Genomic DNA, 19,734 nt, shown 5'->3' with positions numbered 1-19,734 from the left:
GATCTCCTCCGTGGCCGGGTTGACCACGTCGATCCGCTCGCCCGCGCTGTCGACGAGCCTGCCGCCGATGACGTGGCCGGTGCGGGTCATGACGGGTGCAGACATGAGTCCTCCAAGCGGTGGCACGGTTAACCCAACTGTTCCACATCCACCCCGGACCAGTCCTGTGACAACTCGGACAACTGATCTGCGTACTCGATCCGGTCGGCCCAGTGCGCGGGCCACGCGTCCATGCCGTGTGCCGCGCCCGCGAAGGCGACCGCCAGCGCGGCGATGGAGTCCGAGTCACCGGAGGTGCGCGCGCCTCGGACGATCGCTCAACCGGGTCGTCCGCGTGCCGAAGGAATACAGGGCGGTGAACAGCGCTTCCTCGGCGATCCAGCGCTCGCGAGGCAGCGCACGAGCTCGGCCGCCGGCAGCCCGTCGACGAGGAGCCGGGTCGCGTAGGCGGTGAGTTCCGAGTCGGCCGTGAGGTGATCGACACCGTGGAGCGCCCAGGCGACGGCGAGCGCCATCTGGGTGTCGTCGGTGACGAGCGCCGGGTCGCCCACCAGGTCACGTGGACCTGTGGGGCCGTACGCGCGGTCTATCTCCTCGACGGTCATGAACTCCGTCGGCTCGCCGAGCGCGTCCCCGTGCGCCAACCCGAACAAGATCCGGCAGCGGACAGCGAGTCAGTCGAAGTTCAGCTTGCCCGTGCGGGTGCGCTTGAGCTCGAAGAAGTCCGGGTAGCCGGCGAGCAGCCGGGCGCCGTCGAACACGTCGAGTGCGTCCTGTCCGCGCGGGACCGAGTTGAGGACCGGGCCGAAGAACGCGACCCCGTCGATGTGGATCGTCGGGGTGCCGACGTCGTCGCCGACCGGGTCCATGCCCTCGTGGTGGCTGGCCCGCAGCGCCTTGTCGTGCTCGCCGCTCGTGGCCGCGGCGGCGAGGTCGGCGGGCAGGCCGACCTCGGCCAGCGCCTCCTCGATGACGAGGGTGTAGTCCGACTCGCCCTCGTTGTGGATCCGGGTGCCCATCGCGGTGTAGAGGTCGCGCAGCACGCTGTCCCCGTGGGCCCGCGCGGCGGCGATGAGCACCCGCACCGGCCCCCACGCCTTGTCCATCAGTTCCTGGTACCAGTCCTCGAGGTCGCGGCCCTCGTTCAGGACCGAGAGACTCATCACCCGGAAGTTCAGCTCGATGTCGCGCTGCCGCTCCACCTCGAGGATCCACCGCGAGGTGATCCAGGCGAACGGGCAGGCGGGATCGAAGTAGAAGTCGACCTTCGTCGAACTCATGCGGGATCTCCCCATCGGATGTCAACGCCTGTTCGGCGGAGGACGGTGGCCCCGTCGGCTCCAACACAGCACTACCCGGAAAGCTTCCCGTGCACTCCTCGCCACCTTGACGCGGTCCCGCGTGATTGGATGCGATTGTCAGTGCCGAGTTCCGCAGTTCCCGCCAACGAGTCGACCGAGGTGTTTAGTGGCCGCGCCCAACCTGACCCGAGACCAAGCCCAACAGCGCGCCGCGCTGCTGGAGGTGGAGTCGTACTCCATCGAGCTGGACCTCACCGACGGCACCGGCCACCCTGGCGAGTCGACCTTCGCCTCGCGCTCGACGGTCCGCTTCACCAGCCGTGAGGTGGGCGCGTCGACGTTCGTCGACCTCGTCGGCGCCGTCGAGTCCGCCGAGCTGAACGGCGTCGCCCTGGATGTGTCCGGCTTCGACGAGGAGCAGGGCCTGGCGCTCACCGACCTCGCCGAGTCCAACGAACTGACCGTGGTGGCCAAGTGCGGCTACACCAACACCGGTGAGGGCCTGCACCGCTTCGTCGACCCGGTCGACAAGAGTGTCTACCTCTACACCCAGTTCGAGACGGCCGACGCGAAGCGCATGTTCGCCTGCTTCGACCAGCCCGACCTCAAGGCCGTCTACACGATGACGGTGACCGCGCCGGGTGACTGGAAGGTCATCTCCAACGCGGCGAGCGCGTCGGCCGAGCCGGCCGCGGGTGCCGTGCGGCACGTGTTCAACACCACCGAGCGGATGTCGACGTACCTGGTCGCGCTGGTCGCGGGCCCGTACTCGGAGTGGCGCGACGAGTTCAGCGACGAGTCGGGCACCATCCCGCTCGGCATCTACTGCCGCGCCTCGCTCGCCGAGCACATGGACGCCGACAAGCTGTTCGTCGAGACCAAGCAGGGCTTCGAGTTCTTCCACCGCAACTTCGGTGTGCCGTACCCGTTCGGCAAGTACGACCAGTGCTTCGTGCCGGAGTTCAACGCGGGCGCCATGGAGAACGCGGGCTGCGTGACGTTCCTGGAGGACTACGTCTTCCGCAGCCGCGTCACCCGCTACGCCTACGAGCGCCGCTGCGAGACCGTGCTGCACGAGATGGCGCACATGTGGTTCGGCGACCTGGTGACCATGCGCTGGTGGGACGACCTGTGGCTCAACGAGTCGTTCGCGACCTGGGCGTCGGTGCTCGCGCAGGCCGAGGCCACCGAGTACAAGCACGCGTGGACCAGCTTCGCCAACATCGAGAAGTCGTGGGCCTACCGGCAGGACCAGCTCCCGTCGACGCACCCGGTCGCCGCGGACATCCCGGACGTGCAGGCGGTCGAAGTCAACTTCGACGGCATCACCTACGCCAAGGGCGCGAGCGTCCTGAAGCAGCTCGTGGCCTACGTCGGGCTGGAGAATTTCCTGTCTGGGCTGCGCGTGTACTTCGACAAGCACGCGTGGGGCAACGCGACTCTGGCCGACCTCCTGGGCGCGCTGGAGCAGGCGTCCGGGCGCGACCTGTCGTGGTGGAGCGCGCAGTGGCTGGAGACCACCGGCCTCAACTCGCTGCGTCCGCGCTTCGACGTCGACGCCGACGGCGAGTTCACGGAGTTCGCGGTCCTGCAGGGCGGCGCGAAGCCCGGCAAGGGCGAGCTGCGCACCCACCGGGTCGCGATCGGCGTCTACGACGATGTCGACGGCACGCTCGTGCGCACTCACCGGGTGGAGATCGACGTTCAGGGCGACCGCACGGTCGTGCCCGAGCTGGTCGGGGTGCCGCGGGGCAAGCTCGTCCTGGTCAACGACGACGACCTGACCTACTGCACGATGCGCCTCGACACCGGGTCGCTGACCACGCTGATCGACCGGATCGGCGACATCACCGAGCCGCTGCCGCGCACCCTGTGCTGGTCGGCGGCCTGGGAGATGACCCGCGAGGCCGAGCTGAAGGCCCGCGACTTCGTCAGCCTGGTGTGCCACGGCCTGGCCGCGGAGAGCGAGGTCGGCGTCGTGCAGCGCCTGCTGCTGCAGGCGCAGACCGCCATCGCGTCCTACGCCGACACGGCGTGGGTGCCGCAGGGCTGGACCATGTTCACCGACCGCATCCTGGAGCTGGCCAACTCCGCCGAGGCCGGTTCGGACCATCAGCTCGCGTTCGTGAACTCGCTGGCCGGGTCGGTCCTCGACGACGCCAAGGTCGCGATCCTGCGCGGCTGGTTCGACGGGTCGGCGCCGCTGGAGGGTCTGGTCGTCGACACGGACCTGCGCTGGCGGCTGCTGCACGCGCTCGTCGCCCACGGCGCGGCGGACGACTCGGAGATCGAGGCGGAGCTCAAGACCGACTCCACCGCGACGGGTCACCGGCAGGCCGAGCGGGCGATGGCGCTGCGTCCCACGACGGACACCAAGGACGAGGCCTGGCGGCGCGCGGTCCACGACGACGAACTGCCCAACGCGGTGAACGAGGCCATCATCGGCGGCTTCTCCCACCCGGCCCAGCGCGAGCTGCTGGCCCCGTACGCGGCGCGGTACTTCGCCGACGTGGCCGGCGTGTGGGCGCGGCGGTCGAGCGAGCGCGCCCAGTCGGTCGCGCTGGGGCTGTACCCGGCGTGGGCGGTCACCCAGTCCACAGTGGACGCCTCGGACGCGTGGCTGGCCGACGAACACCCGCCCGCGCTGCGCAGGCTGGTCTCGGAAGGCCGGGCGGGCATCATCCGCGCCCTGGCCGCCCGGGAGTTCGACGGCTCGTAGTGTCGGTCGAGAGCGGCGGCGGCCTCCGTGGTCGCCGCCGCTCTGTCCGGAGAGGGGTAGCCGTGCTGACCGACGTTCCGCGGGCGACCCCGCTGGTGTTCGTGAGCGGAGCGGCGGTCGGACTGCTCGGCGGCATGATCGGGCTGGGCGGCGCGGAGTTCCGGCTGCCGCTGCTGATCGGGCTGTTCGGCTTCGCCGCGCTGTCCGCGGTGATCCTCAACAAGGCCATGAGCCTGGTCGTCGTCCTCACCGCGCTGCCTGCCCGGCTGGCCGCCGTGCCATTGGCCGAGTTGGGCGCCCACTGGCCGGTCGCGGTGAACCTGTTGGCGGGCAGCCTGCTCGGCGCTTGGGCGGGCGCGGCGTGGGCGGTGCGGATGCGCACGGGCACCCTCTACCGGGTCCTTGCCGCCCTGCTGGTGCTGATGGCCGTGGCACTGCTGGTTACCCATGGAGACTTCGCGGCACTCACCATGCCCGCGGGAGTCCGCACGGCCGCGGGCGTGGCCGCCGGGTTCGGCATCGGCGTCGTGGCCGCGATCATGGGCGTCGCGGGCGGCGAGTTGCTGATCCCGACGATCGTGCTGCTGTACGGCGTCGACATCAAGATCGCGGGCAGCCTGTCCCTGCTGGTGTCGCTGCCGACCATGCTGGTGGCCTTCGCCCGCTACAGCCGCGACCAGAGCTTCGTGGTGCTGCGCGAGAACATCCGCTTCGTCGCGGTGATGGTCGTGGGCTCGGTCATGGGCGCGGCGCTCGGCGGGCTGTTGCTCGGGGTGGTTCCGGACGCTGTTCTCATCCCGGCGCTCGCGGTGATCTTGCTGGTCTCGGCGGTGAAGCTCGCCCGGCACCGGTCGGTTCCCGTGCGGTGAGTGGCGGTCGCCGGACCGGCTCGACACGCCTGCCAGGTCGGCGTGCCCGACGGGCCACGGCTCACGGTCTCGATCACCGCGGGCAGGTCGATCGTCCAGGGGCCGGGTGACCCGGGCACTTCAGCCATCGCGGGCAGGACATCGTTGACACAAGCCCAAGACGGTGAGTGCTCGGTTCTGACCGAGCACGTGTCGCTGGGCCGATCGGTGCTGCCCAACGGCCACGAGCAGGTGCGAGTCGAGGTCGTGTCGCCCGGTGACCCCTGCGCGTCGGCAAGCGGTCGCGGCCCTGCTGTGGCCGAGGCTGCCGCCGAAATGAGAAAGGCCCGGACCACGTGGTCCGGGCCTTTCTTCGCTGTTGGCTCAGTGTTTGCGGCCGGCCTGGTCGCTCAGCATGCGCAGGGCGCTGACGAGGCCGCCGATCAGGTCGCCCTCCTTGAACGAGGCCACCATGCTCATCACCGCGAGGTTGCAACCGCGGTCGGAGACCCGCCGGGAGGCTTCCTCGCCGGTGACGATCTCGACCTTGCGCTGCCCGGGCGACGCGGCGATCAGGACCGAGTCGGTCGACGCGGCGCCGATGGAGGTGTGCAGTTCCTCCGCGTAGGCGCGGGAGTCCGCGCCGAGGTCGCCGAGGTACACGCTGAAGCCGAGGCCGGTGGCGCGCGCGGACAGCGTGAGCGCCTCGTCGAGGCGGGTCAGCTGGACCGGGGTGAAAGGCAGGCCAGGGGGGACGGGCTCCTTGGCCCGGGCGACGGACAACCGGCCGCTGCCGGTCACCACGACGCCGTAGCCGTGCTCGACGTCCTCGACGAGATGGGTGTTGGGGTCCTGTCGGACGAGCTCACCAGCTGCCACGGGCACCTCCCTTGGCTGTGCGCCGGAGCGCGGAGTCGACATCGCCGGAGGGGGCCGCGGAGGCGTGGCCCGCGTGCAGCCCCGCCGGGTTGGCCGTCCACCAGACCGGGGGGTGCTCCCACTCCTGGCCGGGGCGGTAACGAGGCGTCTTGGCGAAGTTTTCGCGCAGCGTCATCAGGGCGATCACGCCGTAGATGACCAGCGGAATCCCCGCGAAGACGAGAAGTGTCTCGACAAGCGTCACGGGCGATACGGTATCCGACGACCGGGTGGCCCCGCCGCCCACTCCCTTACCCGGTTGGGCGTCCCACAATCGAGTGTCCGCTATAGCGAATGTTGCTCCGTGTGTGCGGTTGGTGCTCTCCTGGTAACGCCAATCCCCCGAGTGACGTCCCAGCACTTAGCTCGTTGAGCCTATTGAAGTGGAGCGAACAGCCCCAACTGGGGATATGTGACGGCTTCCAGCGGGTTGACGTCTTGTCGGTTACGCAGCAGGGTCATAGCTTTCACCTATACGGCTCTTGCGCAGTCGATCGACCCTCGTTCTGTAGTTCGACCGCCTCCGGGAGGACACTCCATGTACACAAATTCTTCGTTCGTCCACGCAACCATCGTCACCCTAATGGATGAGCCTGTACACGAGATCAGTTGCGGAACGCGCGTGACCAGGGGCACGAGGGTCACGCGAGGCACCCGAGTGACGAGCGAAGAGCGCGGGACGCGGGTCACCCGCGGAACCCGGGTCACGGCCGAACAGCAGGGCACGAGGATCACCTGCGGAACCCGGGTGACCAGGGGCACCCGCGTGACCCGAGGAACCCGCGTCACCGCCGAGGAGCGCGGCACCCGCGTGACCCGTGGAACCCGCGTAACCGCTGAAGACCGCGGCACGCGTGTGACCCGCGGAACCCGGGTCACCGCCCAGGAGCGCGGCACCCGCGTGACGCGCGGGACCCGGGTCACCTCCGGGACTCGCGTCACCTGCGGCACCCGGGTCACCTGCGGCTGATCAGCGCCTCTGAAGTTCAGAGCGGAGTCCTACGCGGCGGGCTCGCCCAGGTAGGGCAGCCACAGCGGGTCGGCGTCCGTGACCCCGGCCAGCAGCCGCCAATGCGTCCCCCGCGGCGCGTTCGGCACCACCCGCAGGCGCCAGCCAAGTTCGCTGAGCAGCCTGTCGGCCTTCTTGTGGTTGCACTTCGCACACGAGGCCACACAGTTCTGCCAGGTGTGAGGGCCTCCCCGGCTGCGCGGGATCACGTGGTCGATCGTCTCCGCCCGACCCCCGCAGTACGCGCAGCGGTAGCGGTCGCGGTGCATCAGCCCGGCCCGGGTGAGCGGAACACGCCCCCGGTAGGGCACGCGCACGTAGTTGCTCAGCCGGATCACCGACGGAACCATCACGCTCGACGTCGCCGAGTGGACCACCAGACCGGCGGGGTCACCGTGGACCACCTCCGCCTTCCCACACACCACGAGCACCACCGCACGCCGCAGCGGCAGCGCGGTGAGGGGCTCGAAAGTGGTGTTGAGCAGGAGGACTCGGCGCCTGCCCCACGACGGTAACGACGCCGTGGGGGCGCGTGCGGGAGCCAGCGCGGGGCCCGTATTGGACGGGCACAGCGTTGTCCGCGGCGCGTGCAGTGACGCGCCGATAGGAGTCGGTTGTCGGTCGTGCACTCGACCACCTCCACCGGTGCTCCCTAAGTCGACCACAGAACGACCCCGGAACGCACGTGTGTTACGTGACGTGTCGCTCATCACCCCGCGAAATGCGTGTGAACGATCTACCGGACCGCCTTCGACGGATCACACGATCGTGACTATCGTCGGCGCCGATGAATCCGCTCCCTTTCGCCCTAGAACCGCCCAAGTGCGTCGACACCGACGCCTGGTGCAAGCAGGTCTTCGACCTGACCCACAACCAGTGGCTCGCGGCCTCCGCGAACTGGCTGGTCGCCAAGCCGATCAAGATCGCGATGATTCTGCTCATCGCGATCGTCATCCGGCTCATCGCCAGGCGCCTGATCGACCGTCTGACCTCGGGCAACGGCAAGATGCCCAAGCTGCTGCGGCCGCTGCGCGAGCGGGCGCCCCAGGCGCTCACGATGCTCAGCGAGCGGCGGGCGCAGCGGGCCAAGACGATCGGGTCGGTGCTCAACTCGATCCTGTCGTTCGCGATCTACGGCTTGGCGTTCATCCTGATCCTCGGCGAGCTGGGCGTGAACCTGGCGCCGATCATCGCCTCGGCGGGCATCGTCGGCGTCGCGCTGGGCTTCGGCGCCCAGCACCTCGTCAAGGACTTCCTGTCCGGCATCTTCATGATGTTGGAGGACCAGTACGGGGTCGGCGACAACGTCAACCTCGGTGAGGCCACCGGCACGATCGAAGCCGTCGGACTGCGGGTCACCACGCTGCGCGACGTCAACGGCACTGTCTGGTACGTGCGCAACGGCGAGATCCTGCGGGTCGGCAACTCCAGCCAGGGCTTCGCGGTCGCCGTGCTCGACCTGCCGGTCGGCTACAGCGCCGATGTGGATCAGGTCACGACCATCCTGAGCCGCGTCGCGGCCGAGGTGGCGGCCGACGAGACGTTCGCCCAGGACGTTATCGAGCCACCGGAGGTCCTCGGTGTGGAGAAGGTCACCCCGGAGAGCATCACCATCCGGATGACCGTGAAGGTGCGTCCGGGCAGGCAGTACGCGGTGCAACGTGCTCTACGCGCGCGTGCGATGGCCGCCGTGGAGGAGGCCGGGATCCAGCCGCCGCTGGGCAGACTGTTCCCCCCGTCCCCCGCCTAGGCGACCGTAAGCGAGGATGGAGCCGTGGCCACACCCGAGAACTTCTTCGACGCCATCGGTGGCGAGGAGACCTTCCGCAAAATCGTCGGCCGGTTCTACGCCGAGGTCGCCAAGGACGAGGTTCTGCTCCCGCTGTACCCGGAGAAGGACCTCGGCCCCGCGGAGGAGCGGCTGCGGCTGTTCCTCATGCAGTACTGGGGCGGCCCGCACACGTACTCCGAACAGCGCGGGCACCCTCGGCTGCGGATGCGTCACCAGCCCTTCACCATCGGCCCGATCGAACGGGACGCTTGGCTGCGGTGCATGCGGGTAGCCGTGGACGAGGCGGGGCTGCGTCCCGAGCACCGCGACCAGCTCTGGCAGTACCTGGAGATGGCCGCGAACAGCATGCTCAACAGCTGGGTCTGACCGGTCCCGGAAAGACCAACGGCTCGGACTGATCGATTACGGCGGAGTCCGACACTGGCGAATGGCAGGATGAACGATCGTGCGACGTACCGCGGACTCCCCCGAAGCTGGTCCCCCGGTGTCCCCGTGGTGGCAGGACGCGGTCTTCTACCAGGTCTACGTCCGTTCCTTCGCGGACTCCGACGGCGACGGCGTCGGCGACCTGGAGGGCATCCGGTCGAGACTGGGCTACCTTGAGCTGCTCGGCGTGGACGCTCTCTGGCTGACCCCGTTCTTCCGCTCCCCCATGGCCGACCACGGCTACGACGTCGCCGACCCGCGTGATGTCGACCCGCTCTTCGGTGATCTGGCTGCGTTCGACCGGCTGGTCGCCGACACGCACAACCACGGGATGAAGATCACGATCGACCTGGTGCCCAACCACACCAGCGATCAGCACCCGTGGTTCCAGGAGGCGCTGCGCACCGGGCCGGGAAGCCGGGAGCGCGAGCGCTACCACTTCCGCGACGGCCTCGGCCCGGACGGCTCGGCGCCGCCCAACAACTGGACCAGCGTGTTCGGCGGTCCCGCGTGGACGCGGGTGCGCGACGGCCAGTGGTACCTGCACCTGTTCGCGCCGCAGCAGCCGGACCTGCACTGGGAACACGCCGATGTGCGCGCCGATCTGGTGCGGACCCTGCGGTTCTGGCTCGACCGGGGTGTCGACGGCTTCCGCATCGACGTCGCGCACGGCATGGCCAAGCCCCCGGGGCTGCCGGACATGGATCCGCGGGCGGTCACGGTCATGGCCGGGTCGACCTCCCCCGACTTCGTCGACCTGCGCTTCGACAACGACGAGGTGCACGACATCCACCGGCTGATCCGCAAGGTCCTCGACGACTACCCGGGCACCATGGCCGTCGGCGAGATCTGGGTCGACGAGGAGGAGCGGTTCGCCGCGTACGTGCGGCCGGACGAGCTGCACCTGGGCTTCAACTTCAAACTGGTGGAAGCCGAGTTCGACGCCGACTCCGTACGTCGCGCGATCGACCGCTCCCTGGCCGCCGTGGAGTCGACCGGCGCCCCGGCCACGTGGACGCTGTCCAATCACGACGTGGTCCGCCACGTGACCCGCTACGGCGGCGGCGAGCTGGGGACGCGCCGGGCGCGCGCGATGGCTCTGGTGGAGCTGGCGCTGCCCGGGGTCACCTACATCTACAACGGCGAGGAATTGGGCCTGCCCAACGTCGACCTGCCGGACTGGGCGCTGCAGGACCCGACCTGGGAGCGCTCGGGCCACACCCAGCGCGGCCGCGACGGGTGCCGGGTGCCGCTGCCATGGGAGGGCGAGATCCCGTCGTACGGCTTCTCCCGCGCGGGGGCGGCTTGGCTGCCGATGCCGCCGCAGTGGGGGTCGCTGACGGTGGAGAAGCAGCTTGAGGACCCGGAGTCGATGCTGTCGCTGTACCGGCACGCTCTGGAGATCCGGAAGACGGCACAGGGATTCGGCGGTGCGGAACTGGAGTGGTACGGCGCGCCGCCGGGGTGTTTCGCGTTCCGCCGCAAGGGTGGCGGGTTGATCTGCGCGCTGAACACGTCGGCGGCTTCGGTGCCGCTGCCGCCGGGGGAGATCCTGCTGTCGAGCGGGCCGATGGATGGGAATCAGCTGCCGCCGGAGACATCGGTCTGGCTGGTGTGACCGCTCCCCGCGCGCGGGGGCTTGGGCTGGGATAGCGTCAGCCTGGTTGATCACGCTCGCGAGGAAGATCAGGACGAGGCATGGCCGGGATACGGCAAGGAACGCTCTTCTTCGCTGCCTTGGCTCTCGTGGGCTGCTCCAGCCCACCCGCGGCGCCCCCCGCGGCGATCACCACGTTGGATGTTCCCTCGGTGGCCAAACCCTTGGACACCAAGGGATTCACCGACGACCCTGCGCCTTGCTGACCGAGGCGGACCGCGCCGGACTCGGACTGCCCACGGCCGAGAAGAACGACGAACTCGGCCGGGCCGCCTGCGACCTGCATGCCGGGAGTGCTGGGCAGAAGCCGCTGGAATTCCTGCGGGTGCAGATCATGGCCACGCGGGGGCTGAAGGGTGTGACCGCCCAGTGCGGGACGTCCGCGGCCGCCCGGTGCGATGGGTGGATGGTCGAGTCGGTGGCGGGGTATCCGGTGATCAGGGCCAATGGGGAGTTGGAGGGGAAGTATGGGGCGTGCAAGGAGTTCCTGGGGATCTCCGATGAGGCCGTGATACTGATCAACGATGTGCGGACGGGCGGCGGGTCGGGTCCTGACTGCGGCCGCGCCGATCGAACAGCCGCGATGGTGATCAGGAGTTTGACGCCGTAACGGCTACCCGGACCCACGCGGCTTCGGGGAAGATCAGGACACCGCCGGGGTGCTTGGAATCCCGCACAGCGAAGAAGCCCCGCAGCCGCGCGATCTCCACGCAGTCGCCGCCGCCGCTGCGGCTCGACTTCAGCCATGCGATCTCCACGCAGTTTGTGCCGCCGCTGCGGCTGGACTTTCGCCACACTGCGTGAGCAAGGTCCATCTTGTTTCACTCCCTGCCGTATTCCGATCCGATGCGCCGGAGGAACTTCACCGATTCGGCTGAACTGAGCGCGACCCTCCACAGGTTATCGCTCGTCTCGCGATACGGCCTGATCTCGTGTTCCGCATCCAGAAACATCGAGGATTGAGGCAGCTCGACATGGATGATCGGGTTGTGCTTCTCGGACTCCAGCTGCATGAAGCTTCCGTCGAGTCCGGCGTGCGAGCCGTGCTCGAACGGAATGACCCGGATCTCGACATTGGGGAGCTCCGTCAGTTGAGCGAGGTGCCGGCATTGTTCTGCCATCAGTCCCCGGCTGCCAGCCGGGCGGCGAAGCGCCGCCTCATCGATGACTGCCCGATAGTTTGGCGGAAAGCGCCTGCGCAGGACTTCCTGCCTGCGCAAACGGGTTGTGGCCATCTCTTTCCGCTTGTCCTCGGGGAACCCGACCGCGATCAGCGCAGACCGGATGTAGGCGGCTGTCTGGAGCAAACCCGGAACCCTCAGCATCGCCACATCGGTGATCCGGGTGGCTTCGGATTCAAAGCAGGTCAACGCTCGCAGGTGGAGCGGCAGCCCTTCGCCATCGGTTTCGCGCCAGCCGGAGATGTTCGCATTCCTTGCCAGAACAAGGGTTCTCGCCCGTTCCGGGCCGGTCACACCGTAGACCGCCAACAACGCGGCCACATCCTCGGGAGTGATCTCCCGTTGGGCGTTCTCGATCCTGTTCACGGTGGCTATGGACATGCCGACGCGTTTCGCCACTTGTCTGGTGGTCAGCTCCGCTTTGGCGCGTAGGGCCTTGAGTTCCGCCGCTAGACCCCGATTACGGGCTGTGCCGTGCTTCGTCATCCTGCGATCTCACCAGCGGACACCGTCACCAGCCACCGCATGCCCGGCGGTACCGTTCCGGCCCCTGAAACGCCCGTCAGACCAACAGCGGCAACAAAGCGTGCCTCCGGCGCACCACGGCCCCATACCGCGCGTCCAGACGCATCCACGAGTCCGTCGCCGTGACGCGGATGCTCTCGTCATCACCCTCGGCCAGGAAACCCATCCCCGACAAGGCGAAAAGGCACCGCAGCGGCACCTTCACCTCAAGGCCGTCGCCCTTCACGGTCAGCACCGGCTGATCGAGCAGCGACGCCGGTGGGGTGCCCTGCGGGCCCACGTTCTCCCGCGCGACCGCCAAACCCTTGTCGGCGAGGTCCGAGACCAACCGGGCAGGCAGCTTGTCGACGACCTGCCAGTGCTGCGTGGGCGGCAGCGCCGAACGCCACTGCATGTCCCGGGACGGGCCGGGGTCGATCTGGTCGCCTTGAACAACCGCCAGGCCTGCCAGGAGTTCGTTGCCGAACACCGTCATGTCGTTGGGCTCGATAGAGCCGCGCGCGGTGCGAGTCGCCAAGACGTCGAACGGGGTGGCGACCCAGGCGTCGATCAGACCGCCTTCGCGGCCCTTCAACCGAACCACCGCCTGTGGGTCCAACCGCACCGCGCGGGCCACGAAAGCGCCGAGGTCGGCGCGTTCCGACGGGTCTGCGAACGAAAGCTCAGACATGCAGGACACCACCATTGCCGCCGTTGTGCCACGCGGCGAGGAAATCGCGTTCCGCGTCGGTGATGCGGCGGGGCTTGCCGTTCACCAAGTCATAAGGCGCGAGTGTGGTCGACGCGGTCACCGCCACCGGGTCGGTGTCCTTCGGGCCGCCGCGGACCACGTAGTCGAGGATGAAATAGGCGCCGCGGATCTCCCTGACCGACAACTCGATCCGCACCGAACCACCGGTGGCGAACAGCGGGGCGTGGTACTCCACCGACAGCTTCGCGATGACCACGCCCGCGGCCATGTCGTTGGCGCCGCGCAGGCTCGCTTCGTGGAACAAAAGATCCACGCGGGCCTCTTCGAGCAGGGTCACGGTGCTCGCGTGATTGACGTGCCCGAAAGCATCCATGTCAGACCAGCGCGGCCGGATCTCCGAGACGAACACACCCACAGCGTCACCCTCTCAGCAGCCAACCCTCAAGACCCTACCCAACGCGGTCGCGAGTCCCCGGTTCACGACAATGAGTTCTCATTTCGCGACGCCCTAGGCACCACCTGTCAGTTCCGAACGAGGAACTCGGCTGTCGCGAAATGAGAACTCATTGTCGTGAACTGGGGACTCGCGGGTGGTCAACGCACCATGCTGCGGATCTGTCGGGCGGCCACCGACAGCGTGGCCAGGTCGAACGTGCCCGAGTTGTAGATCTCCGCGAGCGACGCACGGGCCCGCGACAGGCGCGAGGCATTCCCGTGTTCCCACGCGGCGATCTTGTCCTCGGCCGAGTCGCCCGGGTCGCTCTGGCGCAGGACGTCCAACGTGATCGCGCGCAGCGAACCGTAGAAGTCGTCCCGCAGCGCGAGCCGTGCCAGCGCGTGCCAGCGGTTGCCCCGCTCCAACGCGCTGACGGCGGTCAGCATCGCGTCGATGTTGAGGTGGTCCGACAGGGCGAAGTAGAGATCAGCCGTCTCCAACGCGCTTCGCTCGTCGTAGCCCTCGTCACGCTCCGCCAGTTCCGCCACCTCGATGATGTCGAGCAGGCAATACCAGTCGAGCATCGCCGAGATGCGCTTGGCGAGGTCCGCGGGCGCTCCCCCGGCGATCATCTGCGCGGCTTCGGCCTCCGCCTCTTCGCGCGCGCTCCCGCGAAGCAAACCACTGACATGCTGACTCAAACTGCCGACAGCGTCGTGGAAGCGGGTGATCTCCGCGCCCACGGCGAGCGGCTGCGGCCGGTTGGTCAGCAGCCAGCGCGACGCGCGGTCGAGGAGGCGGCGGGTGGCGAGGACCACCTGGTCGGCGATGTCGGTCGGGACCACGTTGTCGAGCGCCGCGATCTCCTCCCACACCGCGGGCAGGTCATAGATCCGCGTCGCGGCGGCGAAAGCCCGGACCGCGTCGGTCGGGCTCGCACTGATCTCCTCGGCGAGCCGGTACGCGTACGAGATGCCCGCGCCGTCGACGACCTCGTTGACCAGCAGGGTCGTGGTGATCTGCCTGCTCAGCGGGTGGCCGCCGATCGCCTTGCCGAACCGGTCGCGCAGCTGGCTCGGGAAGTACTCCGGGAGCCTGCGGGCGAACACGTCCTGGTCGGGCAGCTCGCTGGCGAGCACCTTCTCCTTGAGCGACAGCTTCACGTGGGCGAGCAGCGTGGCCAGCTCGGGCGAGCTCAGCTCCTCACCCGCCTTGTCCATCGCCTTGAACTGCTCACGCGTGGGCAGCGCCTCCAGCCGCCGGTCGAGGCCGCTGTCGCGTTCCAGCGACTCGACCAGGCGCGCGTGCACCGACAGCATCGGCGCGGCGTGCGCGCGGCTGACGCCGAGCACCTCGTTCTGCCGGTAGTTGTCGGCCAGCACCAGGTCGGCGACCTCGTCGGTCATCTCGGCCAGCAGGGCGTTGCGCTGCTCGCCGTCGAGCTCGCCCTTTCGGCACAGCTCGTCGAGCAGGATCTTGATGTTGACCTCGTGGTCGGAGCAGTCGACACCGGCCGAGTTGTCCAGGGCGTCGGTGTTGACCTTGCCGCCGGAGCGGGCGAACTCGATGCGGCCGCGCTGGGTCAGACCCAGGTTGCCGCCCTCGCCGACGACCTTGACCCGCAGCGCGGAGCCGTCGACGCGGATGGCGTCGTTGGCCTTGTCGCCGACGTCGACGTGCGACTCGGTGGACGCCTTGACGTAGGTGCCGATGCCGCCGTTCCACAGCAGGTCGACCTCGGCGAGCAGGATCGCGTTCATCAGCTCCTGCGGCGAGAGCTTCTCGACTCCCTCCGGCAGGCTCAGCGCGCGCGCCGCCTGCGGGCTGATCGGGATCGACTTGAGGGTGCGCGGCCACACGCCGCCGCCCTCGCTGATCAGCGTGCGGTCGTAGTCGTCCCACGAGGACCGCGGCAGCTCGAACAGCCGCTTGCGCTCGGCGAACGTGGCCGCCGTGGTGGGTTCCGGGTCGATGAAGATGTGCCGGTGGTCGAACGCGGCGACCAGGCGGATGTGCTCGGAGAGCAACATGCCGTTGCCGAAGACGTCACCGGACATGTCGCCGACGCCGACCACGGTGAACGGCTGGGTCTGGGTGTCGAGGCCCAGCTCCCGGAAGTGCCGCTTCACGCTCTCCCACGCGCCGCGGGCGGTGATGCCCATGGCCTTGTGGTCGTAGCCGACCGAGCCGCCGCTGGCGAACGCGTCGCCCAGCCAGAAGCCGTAGCTCTTGGCGACCTCGTTGGCGATGTCGGAGAACGTCGCGGTGCCCTTGTCGGCGGCGACGACCAGGTAGGTGTCGTCGGCGTCGTAGCGGACGACGTCCTTGGCCGGGACGACCTTGCCGGTCTCCAGGTTGTCGGTCAGGTCGAGCAGGCCGGAGATGAACATGCGGTAGCACGCGATGCCCTCGGCCATGAAGGCCTCGCGGTCGGCGACCGGGTCGCCGGTGGGGGCGGCGGGCTTCTTCACGAAGAAGCCGCCCTTCGCGCCGACCGGCACGATCACCGCGTTCTTGACCGCCTGCGCCTTGACCAGGCCCAAGACCTCGGTGCGGAAGTCCTCGCGACGGTCGGACCAGCGCAGACCGCCACGCGCGACCGAACCGAAGCGCAGGTGGACACCCTCTACGCGCGGGGAGCAGACGAAGATCTCGAACCGCGGGCGCGGCTCGGGCAGCTCGGGGACCGCGCGGGGCTCCAGCTTGATCGCCAGGTAGGACCGCAGCCTGCCCTGGGCGTCGCGGACGAAGTAGTTCGTGCGCAGCGTCGCCCGGATCAGGGTGAGCAGGCTGCGCAGGATCCGGTCCTCGTCGAGGCTGGTCACGCTGTCGATCATCGTGGTGATCTCGGCGATCCGGTGCTCGATCTGGGTGCGCCGCTCGGCCTCCGGGGAAGCCGGGTCGAAGCTGGCCTCGAACAGGCCGACCAGCGCGGTCGCGACCTGGGTGTGGGCCAGGACGGCGTCCTCGATGTACTCCTGGCTGTAGGGCGTGCCCGCCTGGCGCAGGTAGCGCGAGTAGGCGCGCAGCACCGAGGCCTGGCGCCAGGTCAGGCCGCCGCGCAGGACGAGGGCGTTGAAGTTGTCGGACTCCGCGTCACCGCGCCAGGTGGCGGCGAACGCCTCCTGGAAGTCGACCTTGAGCGCGTCGATCTGCTCGGCGGTGCGGCTCTCCAGCACACTCGGCTCGATGCGCAGGCCGAAGTCGTAGATCCACCAGCGCTCGCCGTCCTCGCGGTGCAGGTCGTAGGGGCGCTCGTCGACGACCTCGACGCCCATCTGCTGCAGCATCGGCAGCACCTTGGACAGGGTCACGCCCTCGCCCGCGAGGTAGAGCTTGAAGCGGCGCTCCCCCGGCTCGGCGTCCTCGGGGACGTAGAACGACATGTCGAGGTCGCCGTCGTCCCGCAGACCCTGCAGTTTTCGCAGGTCGGCGAGGGCGTCGATGGCGTCGAAATCTTCCTTGTACGCCTCGGGGAACACGCTCGCGAAGCGCTGGCCAAGCTCCGTGGGCGACTCGCTGTCCGCGCTGTCGCGGCCCTCGCCGAAGACGGCCTCGACCATGCGGTCGTCCCAGCTGCGGACGGCCTCGGTGAGCCGGTCCTGGATGCGCGCGACGTCCGGGTCGACGTTGCTGCCCGGGTCGGTGTGGACGATGAAGTAGACCTGCGCGAGCGGGGTCTCGCCGACGCGGGTGCTGAACTCCAGGTTGGTGCCGTTGAGCTCGTCGAGAAGCACTTCCTGCATCGCGACCCGGGTGGTGGTCGTGTAGCGGTCACGCGGGAGGAAGACCAGGCACGAGAAGAAGCGGCCGTACGGGTCCTTGCGGAGGAACAGGCGCAGCCTGCGTCTGTCCGCCAGCGCGATGACACCGGTCGCGGTCGAGTACAGGGAGTCCGCGGTGGTGGAGAACAGCTCCGCGCGGGGCCAGTTCTGGATCAGCTCCAGCATGCGCTGGCCGGAGTAGGACTCCATCGGGAAGCCGGCGCGGTGGATCACCTCGCGGACGCGGCGCTCGACGACGGGGATGTCGAGGACATCCTCGTGCAGCGCGTTCGTGGTGAACACGCCGAGGAAGCGGTGTTCGCCGGTGGCGTTGCCGTCGGCGTCGAAGGTCTTGACGCCCACGAAATACGGGTACGTGGAGCGGTGGACCGTGGACGGCGCGCTGGCCTCGGTCAGGACCAGCAGGCTCGGCGCGAGCGCGCTCTCGGCGGCGTCGGGGCCCGCGGTGAGGCTGCGGGAGGCGAGGCTGTCCTGGCGCAGGACACCCAGGCCGGTGGCCAACACGGCGCGCAGGGCGGGGTCGCCCTGCGCCTCGACCAGCTCGTAGTGCCGGTAGCCGAGGAAGGTGAAGTGGCCGTCGGCGAGCCAGCGCAGCAGCGCGGCGCCGTCGGCGACCTGCTCGGCCTCCAGCGACGGCGGGTGGGCCTCCAGCTGGTCGGCCAGCGCGCGGGCGGTGCTGATCATGCGGTCGGTGTCCTCGACGACCTCGCGGACGTCGTTGAGCACCGACAGGAGGCTGTTCTCGATCTCCCGGGCGCGGTCGGCGTCGGAGACGAGGTCGACCTCGATGTACATCCACGACTCGGCGAACGTGCCCCCTGGCGGGTCGTCCGGGTCGCAGGTCGGCAGGACCTCCCGCAGACCGCCCGCCACATCGCGGCGAACCACGACGATGGGGTGCACGACCCGCTGAACCTGCACGCCGCTGCGCACAAGCTCCGCGGAGACGGACTCCACCAGGTAGGGCATGTCGTCGGTGACGAGCTGCACGACGGAGCCGGGGGTGCTCCAGCCGTCCTGGCCGGAGTTCGGGTTCACCATGCGCACGGCAGGGCGGCCCTTGACCCGCTTCTCAGCCAGCTGCGCGTGCGACCGCACGGCACCGACGAGGTCCACGGGGTCGTCGTCGAGTACCTCTTCCGGTGGGATGTACCGGTAGTAGAGGCGAATCAGGTCAGCGATATCGGGCGCTTGCTCCGCGGCCCGCTCGATGAGGTCGTCTCGGATTTGTTCGGGGCTGACCGGCCGTCCGTCGGACGCCGAACCGTCGACGCTGACGGCTCCGTCGGTGCGGGACGAAATTCCAGTCGAGGTCATTTTCAGGCGACTCCACGCTAGGTGGCACGCCGGTGTGCCACATGCAACCCACACACTAGTGCCGCCGTGGGGCGGTTCGGGCAGCACCGGGGGAGGTCGTTGGATGCTGTCGGAAGTTGTTGCCGATAGTGGGTTTCACGGGGTCGGTGTGTCCGGTTTGGACGGGTGGGCCGTTCGGTCGCAGGCCCGGTGGGCTTACCGGTGAGTACAGGGTGGCGGTCGCGTGGGCGGCTGTCGACTTGCGGAGAGCGGTGTGTGGCGGCGAGGCGGGGGGTTCGGTCGGGCCGGGTCCGTCAGCCGCTGTCGATGTCGGCTGGGGCCCACTCGGACGAACGGTGCCTGCCGCGGAAGTTGGAGCGGGTGTTGCCCGTGGCGGGGGGTGTGGCGTCTTCCGGGGCGCGGCGGCGGCCGCCGGGTTGCTCTTCGGGTGGGGCGGGGATGTCGTCGACGGCGCGGGCGTCGGCGGCCCAGGTTCCTGATGGGGTGGGTGGGGGCTGGGTGGTCTCCTGGTACGCCACCATCGCCTCCGCCAGTAGCTCGGCCAGGCCACTCGAAGACCGCTCGCGGCGGGCCGTGCGGCGGACCGCCGAGGTCTGGCTGCCGCCGTCGACGGCGGAGAGGCGGCGGGAGCGTTCCTCGTCGGGCTTGCCCGCGGTTCGCCTGGCCCAGGCGGCGGCGGCCGCGGAGCGAGCCGCTCCAGGGATCACGTCGACGGCGGGTTCGGGCTCGTGGGCGGTGGCGGGTTCTTGGGCGAGAGCCGCGGGTGCCCCGGCCACGGTTTCGCGTTCGGGGCCAGAGGTTTCGCGTTCCTCGGCTGCAGGGCGTTCCTTGGCTGCAGGGCGTTCCTTGGCTGCGGAGCGTTCCTGGGCAGCAGATCCACTTTGCCGGACGGGGGCAGGGTCCTCGGCCGCGCGATCACGTTCCCGGTCGGAACTGCGTTCGCGTGCAGACGAGCCCGGGCCGTGCGCGCCGCCCTCGGCACCGAATCCACGCTCCCTGGCGGCGGCGCGTTCCTCGGCGAAGGTTGGGCGTTCGTGGGCAACGGCGGCGCGTTCCTCGGCGGCGGGTGCGGGCTGCTCGGCCACGGCGGCGGGCTCCCGGGCGGGAACGGATTCGCGCGGTTGGGCGG

The 19,734-nt window shown here is 69.2% G+C and carries 19 protein-coding genes; 7 read left to right on the top strand and 12 right to left on the bottom strand.

The genetic code is table 11. The features are described from left to right. Positions 1–128: 128 nt before the first annotated feature. From ACRDSQ_RS33135 to ACRDSQ_RS33125, 3 genes are read right to left on the bottom strand one after another with little or no spacing between them, the layout of a single operon-like run. Positions 129–314, bottom strand: a complete 186-nt coding sequence (locus tag ACRDSQ_RS33135; protein ID WP_431426653.1) for an ADP-ribosylglycohydrolase family protein — start codon at positions 312–314, stop codon at positions 129–131. Positions 315–317: 3 nt separating this feature from the next. After that, on the bottom strand, positions 318–644 hold the full coding sequence (locus ACRDSQ_RS33130; RefSeq protein ID WP_431426651.1) for an ADP-ribosylglycohydrolase family protein: 327 nt from the start codon (positions 642–644) through the stop codon (positions 318–320). Positions 645–674: 30 nt separating this feature from the next. Continuing rightward, entirely contained in the window at positions 675–1,280 is a 606-nt protein-coding gene (locus ACRDSQ_RS33125; protein ID WP_431426649.1) for a DsbA family protein, read from the bottom strand. Between the two features lie 187 nt (positions 1,281–1,467). Between ACRDSQ_RS33125 and pepN the strand changes: the two genes are divergently transcribed. Continuing rightward, positions 1,468–4,020 carry an aminopeptidase N gene (pepN, locus tag ACRDSQ_RS33120; protein WP_431426648.1) on the top strand — a complete coding sequence of 851 codons (2,553 nt, stop codon included), beginning with the start codon at positions 1,468–1,470 and terminating at the stop codon, positions 4,018–4,020. Between the two features lie 62 nt (positions 4,021–4,082). Next, positions 4,083–4,889 carry a TSUP family transporter gene (locus tag ACRDSQ_RS33115; protein WP_431426646.1) on the top strand — a complete coding sequence of 269 codons (807 nt, stop codon included), beginning with the start codon at positions 4,083–4,085 and terminating at the stop codon, positions 4,887–4,889. Between the two features lie 363 nt (positions 4,890–5,252). Here ACRDSQ_RS33115 and ACRDSQ_RS33110 read toward each other — a convergent pair whose 3' ends face one another. Further along, positions 5,253–5,747 carry a DUF5130 family protein gene (locus tag ACRDSQ_RS33110; protein ID WP_431426644.1) on the bottom strand — a complete coding sequence of 165 codons (495 nt, stop codon included), beginning with the start codon at positions 5,745–5,747 and terminating at the stop codon, positions 5,253–5,255. Next, positions 5,734–5,991 carry an aa3-type cytochrome oxidase subunit CtaJ gene (gene ctaJ, locus ACRDSQ_RS33105; RefSeq protein WP_431426643.1) on the bottom strand — a complete coding sequence of 86 codons (258 nt, stop codon included), beginning with the start codon at positions 5,989–5,991 and terminating at the stop codon, positions 5,734–5,736. Before ctaJ ends, ACRDSQ_RS33110 begins: the two co-directional genes overlap by 14 nt. 453 nt (positions 5,992–6,444) lie before the next feature. On the opposite strand from ctaJ, the gene ACRDSQ_RS33100 reads away from it, so the two are divergent. After that, positions 6,445–6,756 carry a hypothetical protein gene (locus ACRDSQ_RS33100; protein ID WP_431426641.1) on the top strand — a complete coding sequence of 104 codons (312 nt, stop codon included), beginning with the start codon at positions 6,445–6,447 and terminating at the stop codon, positions 6,754–6,756. 29 nt (positions 6,757–6,785) lie between these two features. Here the strand turns inward: ACRDSQ_RS33100 and ACRDSQ_RS33095 are convergent, their stop codons facing one another. After that, complete coding sequence (locus tag ACRDSQ_RS33095) at positions 6,786–7,424, bottom strand: HNH endonuclease (RefSeq protein ID WP_376771705.1); 639 nt, start codon at positions 7,422–7,424, stop codon at positions 6,786–6,788. A gap of 158 nt (positions 7,425–7,582) precedes the next feature. Here ACRDSQ_RS33095 and ACRDSQ_RS33090 point away from each other — a divergent pair, with 158 nt between their 5' ends. The 4 genes from ACRDSQ_RS33090 to ACRDSQ_RS33075 all read left to right on the top strand — a co-directional run bounded on the left by ACRDSQ_RS33090 (position 7,583) and on the right by ACRDSQ_RS33075 (position 11,280). Further along, positions 7,583–8,545, top strand: coding sequence for a mechanosensitive ion channel family protein (locus ACRDSQ_RS33090; RefSeq protein ID WP_431426639.1), 963 nt, complete (start codon positions 7,583–7,585; stop codon positions 8,543–8,545). A gap of 24 nt (positions 8,546–8,569) precedes the next feature. Further along, positions 8,570–8,953, top strand: coding sequence for a globin (locus ACRDSQ_RS33085; RefSeq protein ID WP_431426638.1), 384 nt, complete (start codon positions 8,570–8,572; stop codon positions 8,951–8,953). A gap of 79 nt (positions 8,954–9,032) precedes the next feature. Beyond that, a complete protein-coding gene (locus ACRDSQ_RS33080) occupies positions 9,033–10,631 on the top strand; it encodes a glycoside hydrolase family 13 protein (RefSeq protein WP_431426636.1) in 1,599 nt (532 codons plus the stop codon). A 238-nt stretch (positions 10,632–10,869) separates the two neighbouring features. After that, the gene (locus ACRDSQ_RS33075) at positions 10,870–11,280 is read left to right on the top strand and encodes a hypothetical protein (protein ID WP_431426635.1); all 411 of its coding nucleotides are present in this window, start codon (positions 10,870–10,872) and stop codon (positions 11,278–11,280) included. On the opposite strand, the gene ACRDSQ_RS33070 is transcribed toward ACRDSQ_RS33075, so the two are convergent. The 6 genes from ACRDSQ_RS33070 to ACRDSQ_RS33045 form a co-directional block, all read right to left on the bottom strand. Next, the gene (locus tag ACRDSQ_RS33070) at positions 11,261–11,485 is read right to left on the bottom strand and encodes a DUF397 domain-containing protein (RefSeq protein WP_431426633.1); all 225 of its coding nucleotides are present in this window, start codon (positions 11,483–11,485) and stop codon (positions 11,261–11,263) included. The two genes, ACRDSQ_RS33075 and ACRDSQ_RS33070, sit on opposite strands and share 20 nt — an antisense overlap. A gap of 6 nt (positions 11,486–11,491) precedes the next feature. Further along, the gene (locus ACRDSQ_RS33065; protein ID WP_431426631.1) at positions 11,492–12,337 is read right to left on the bottom strand and encodes a helix-turn-helix domain-containing protein; all 846 of its coding nucleotides are present in this window, start codon (positions 12,335–12,337) and stop codon (positions 11,492–11,494) included. 76 nt (positions 12,338–12,413) lie between these two features. Then, complete coding sequence (locus ACRDSQ_RS33060) at positions 12,414–13,046, bottom strand: hypothetical protein (protein ID WP_431426630.1); 633 nt, start codon at positions 13,044–13,046, stop codon at positions 12,414–12,416. Next, positions 13,039–13,482, bottom strand: a complete 444-nt coding sequence (locus ACRDSQ_RS33055) for an acyl-CoA thioesterase (protein ID WP_431426628.1) — start codon at positions 13,480–13,482, stop codon at positions 13,039–13,041. Before ACRDSQ_RS33055 ends, ACRDSQ_RS33060 begins: the two co-directional genes overlap by 8 nt. 179 nt (positions 13,483–13,661) lie before the next feature. Beyond that, positions 13,662–18,605, bottom strand: a complete 4,944-nt coding sequence (locus ACRDSQ_RS33050; protein ID WP_431426626.1) for an NAD-glutamate dehydrogenase — start codon at positions 18,603–18,605, stop codon at positions 13,662–13,664. A gap of 293 nt (positions 18,606–18,898) precedes the next feature. Next, a partial coding sequence (locus tag ACRDSQ_RS33045) for a hypothetical protein (RefSeq protein ID WP_431426625.1) occupies positions 18,899–19,734 on the bottom strand: 836 nt, incomplete at its 5' end.

The sequence above is a fragment of the Actinokineospora sp. genome (genome assembly GCF_050699995.1).
Taxonomy (GTDB): Bacteria; Actinomycetota; Actinomycetes; order Mycobacteriales; family Pseudonocardiaceae; genus Actinokineospora.
Note: the sequence above shows the minus strand (reverse complement) of the source record. Positions and strands in the feature narration are given on the sequence as shown.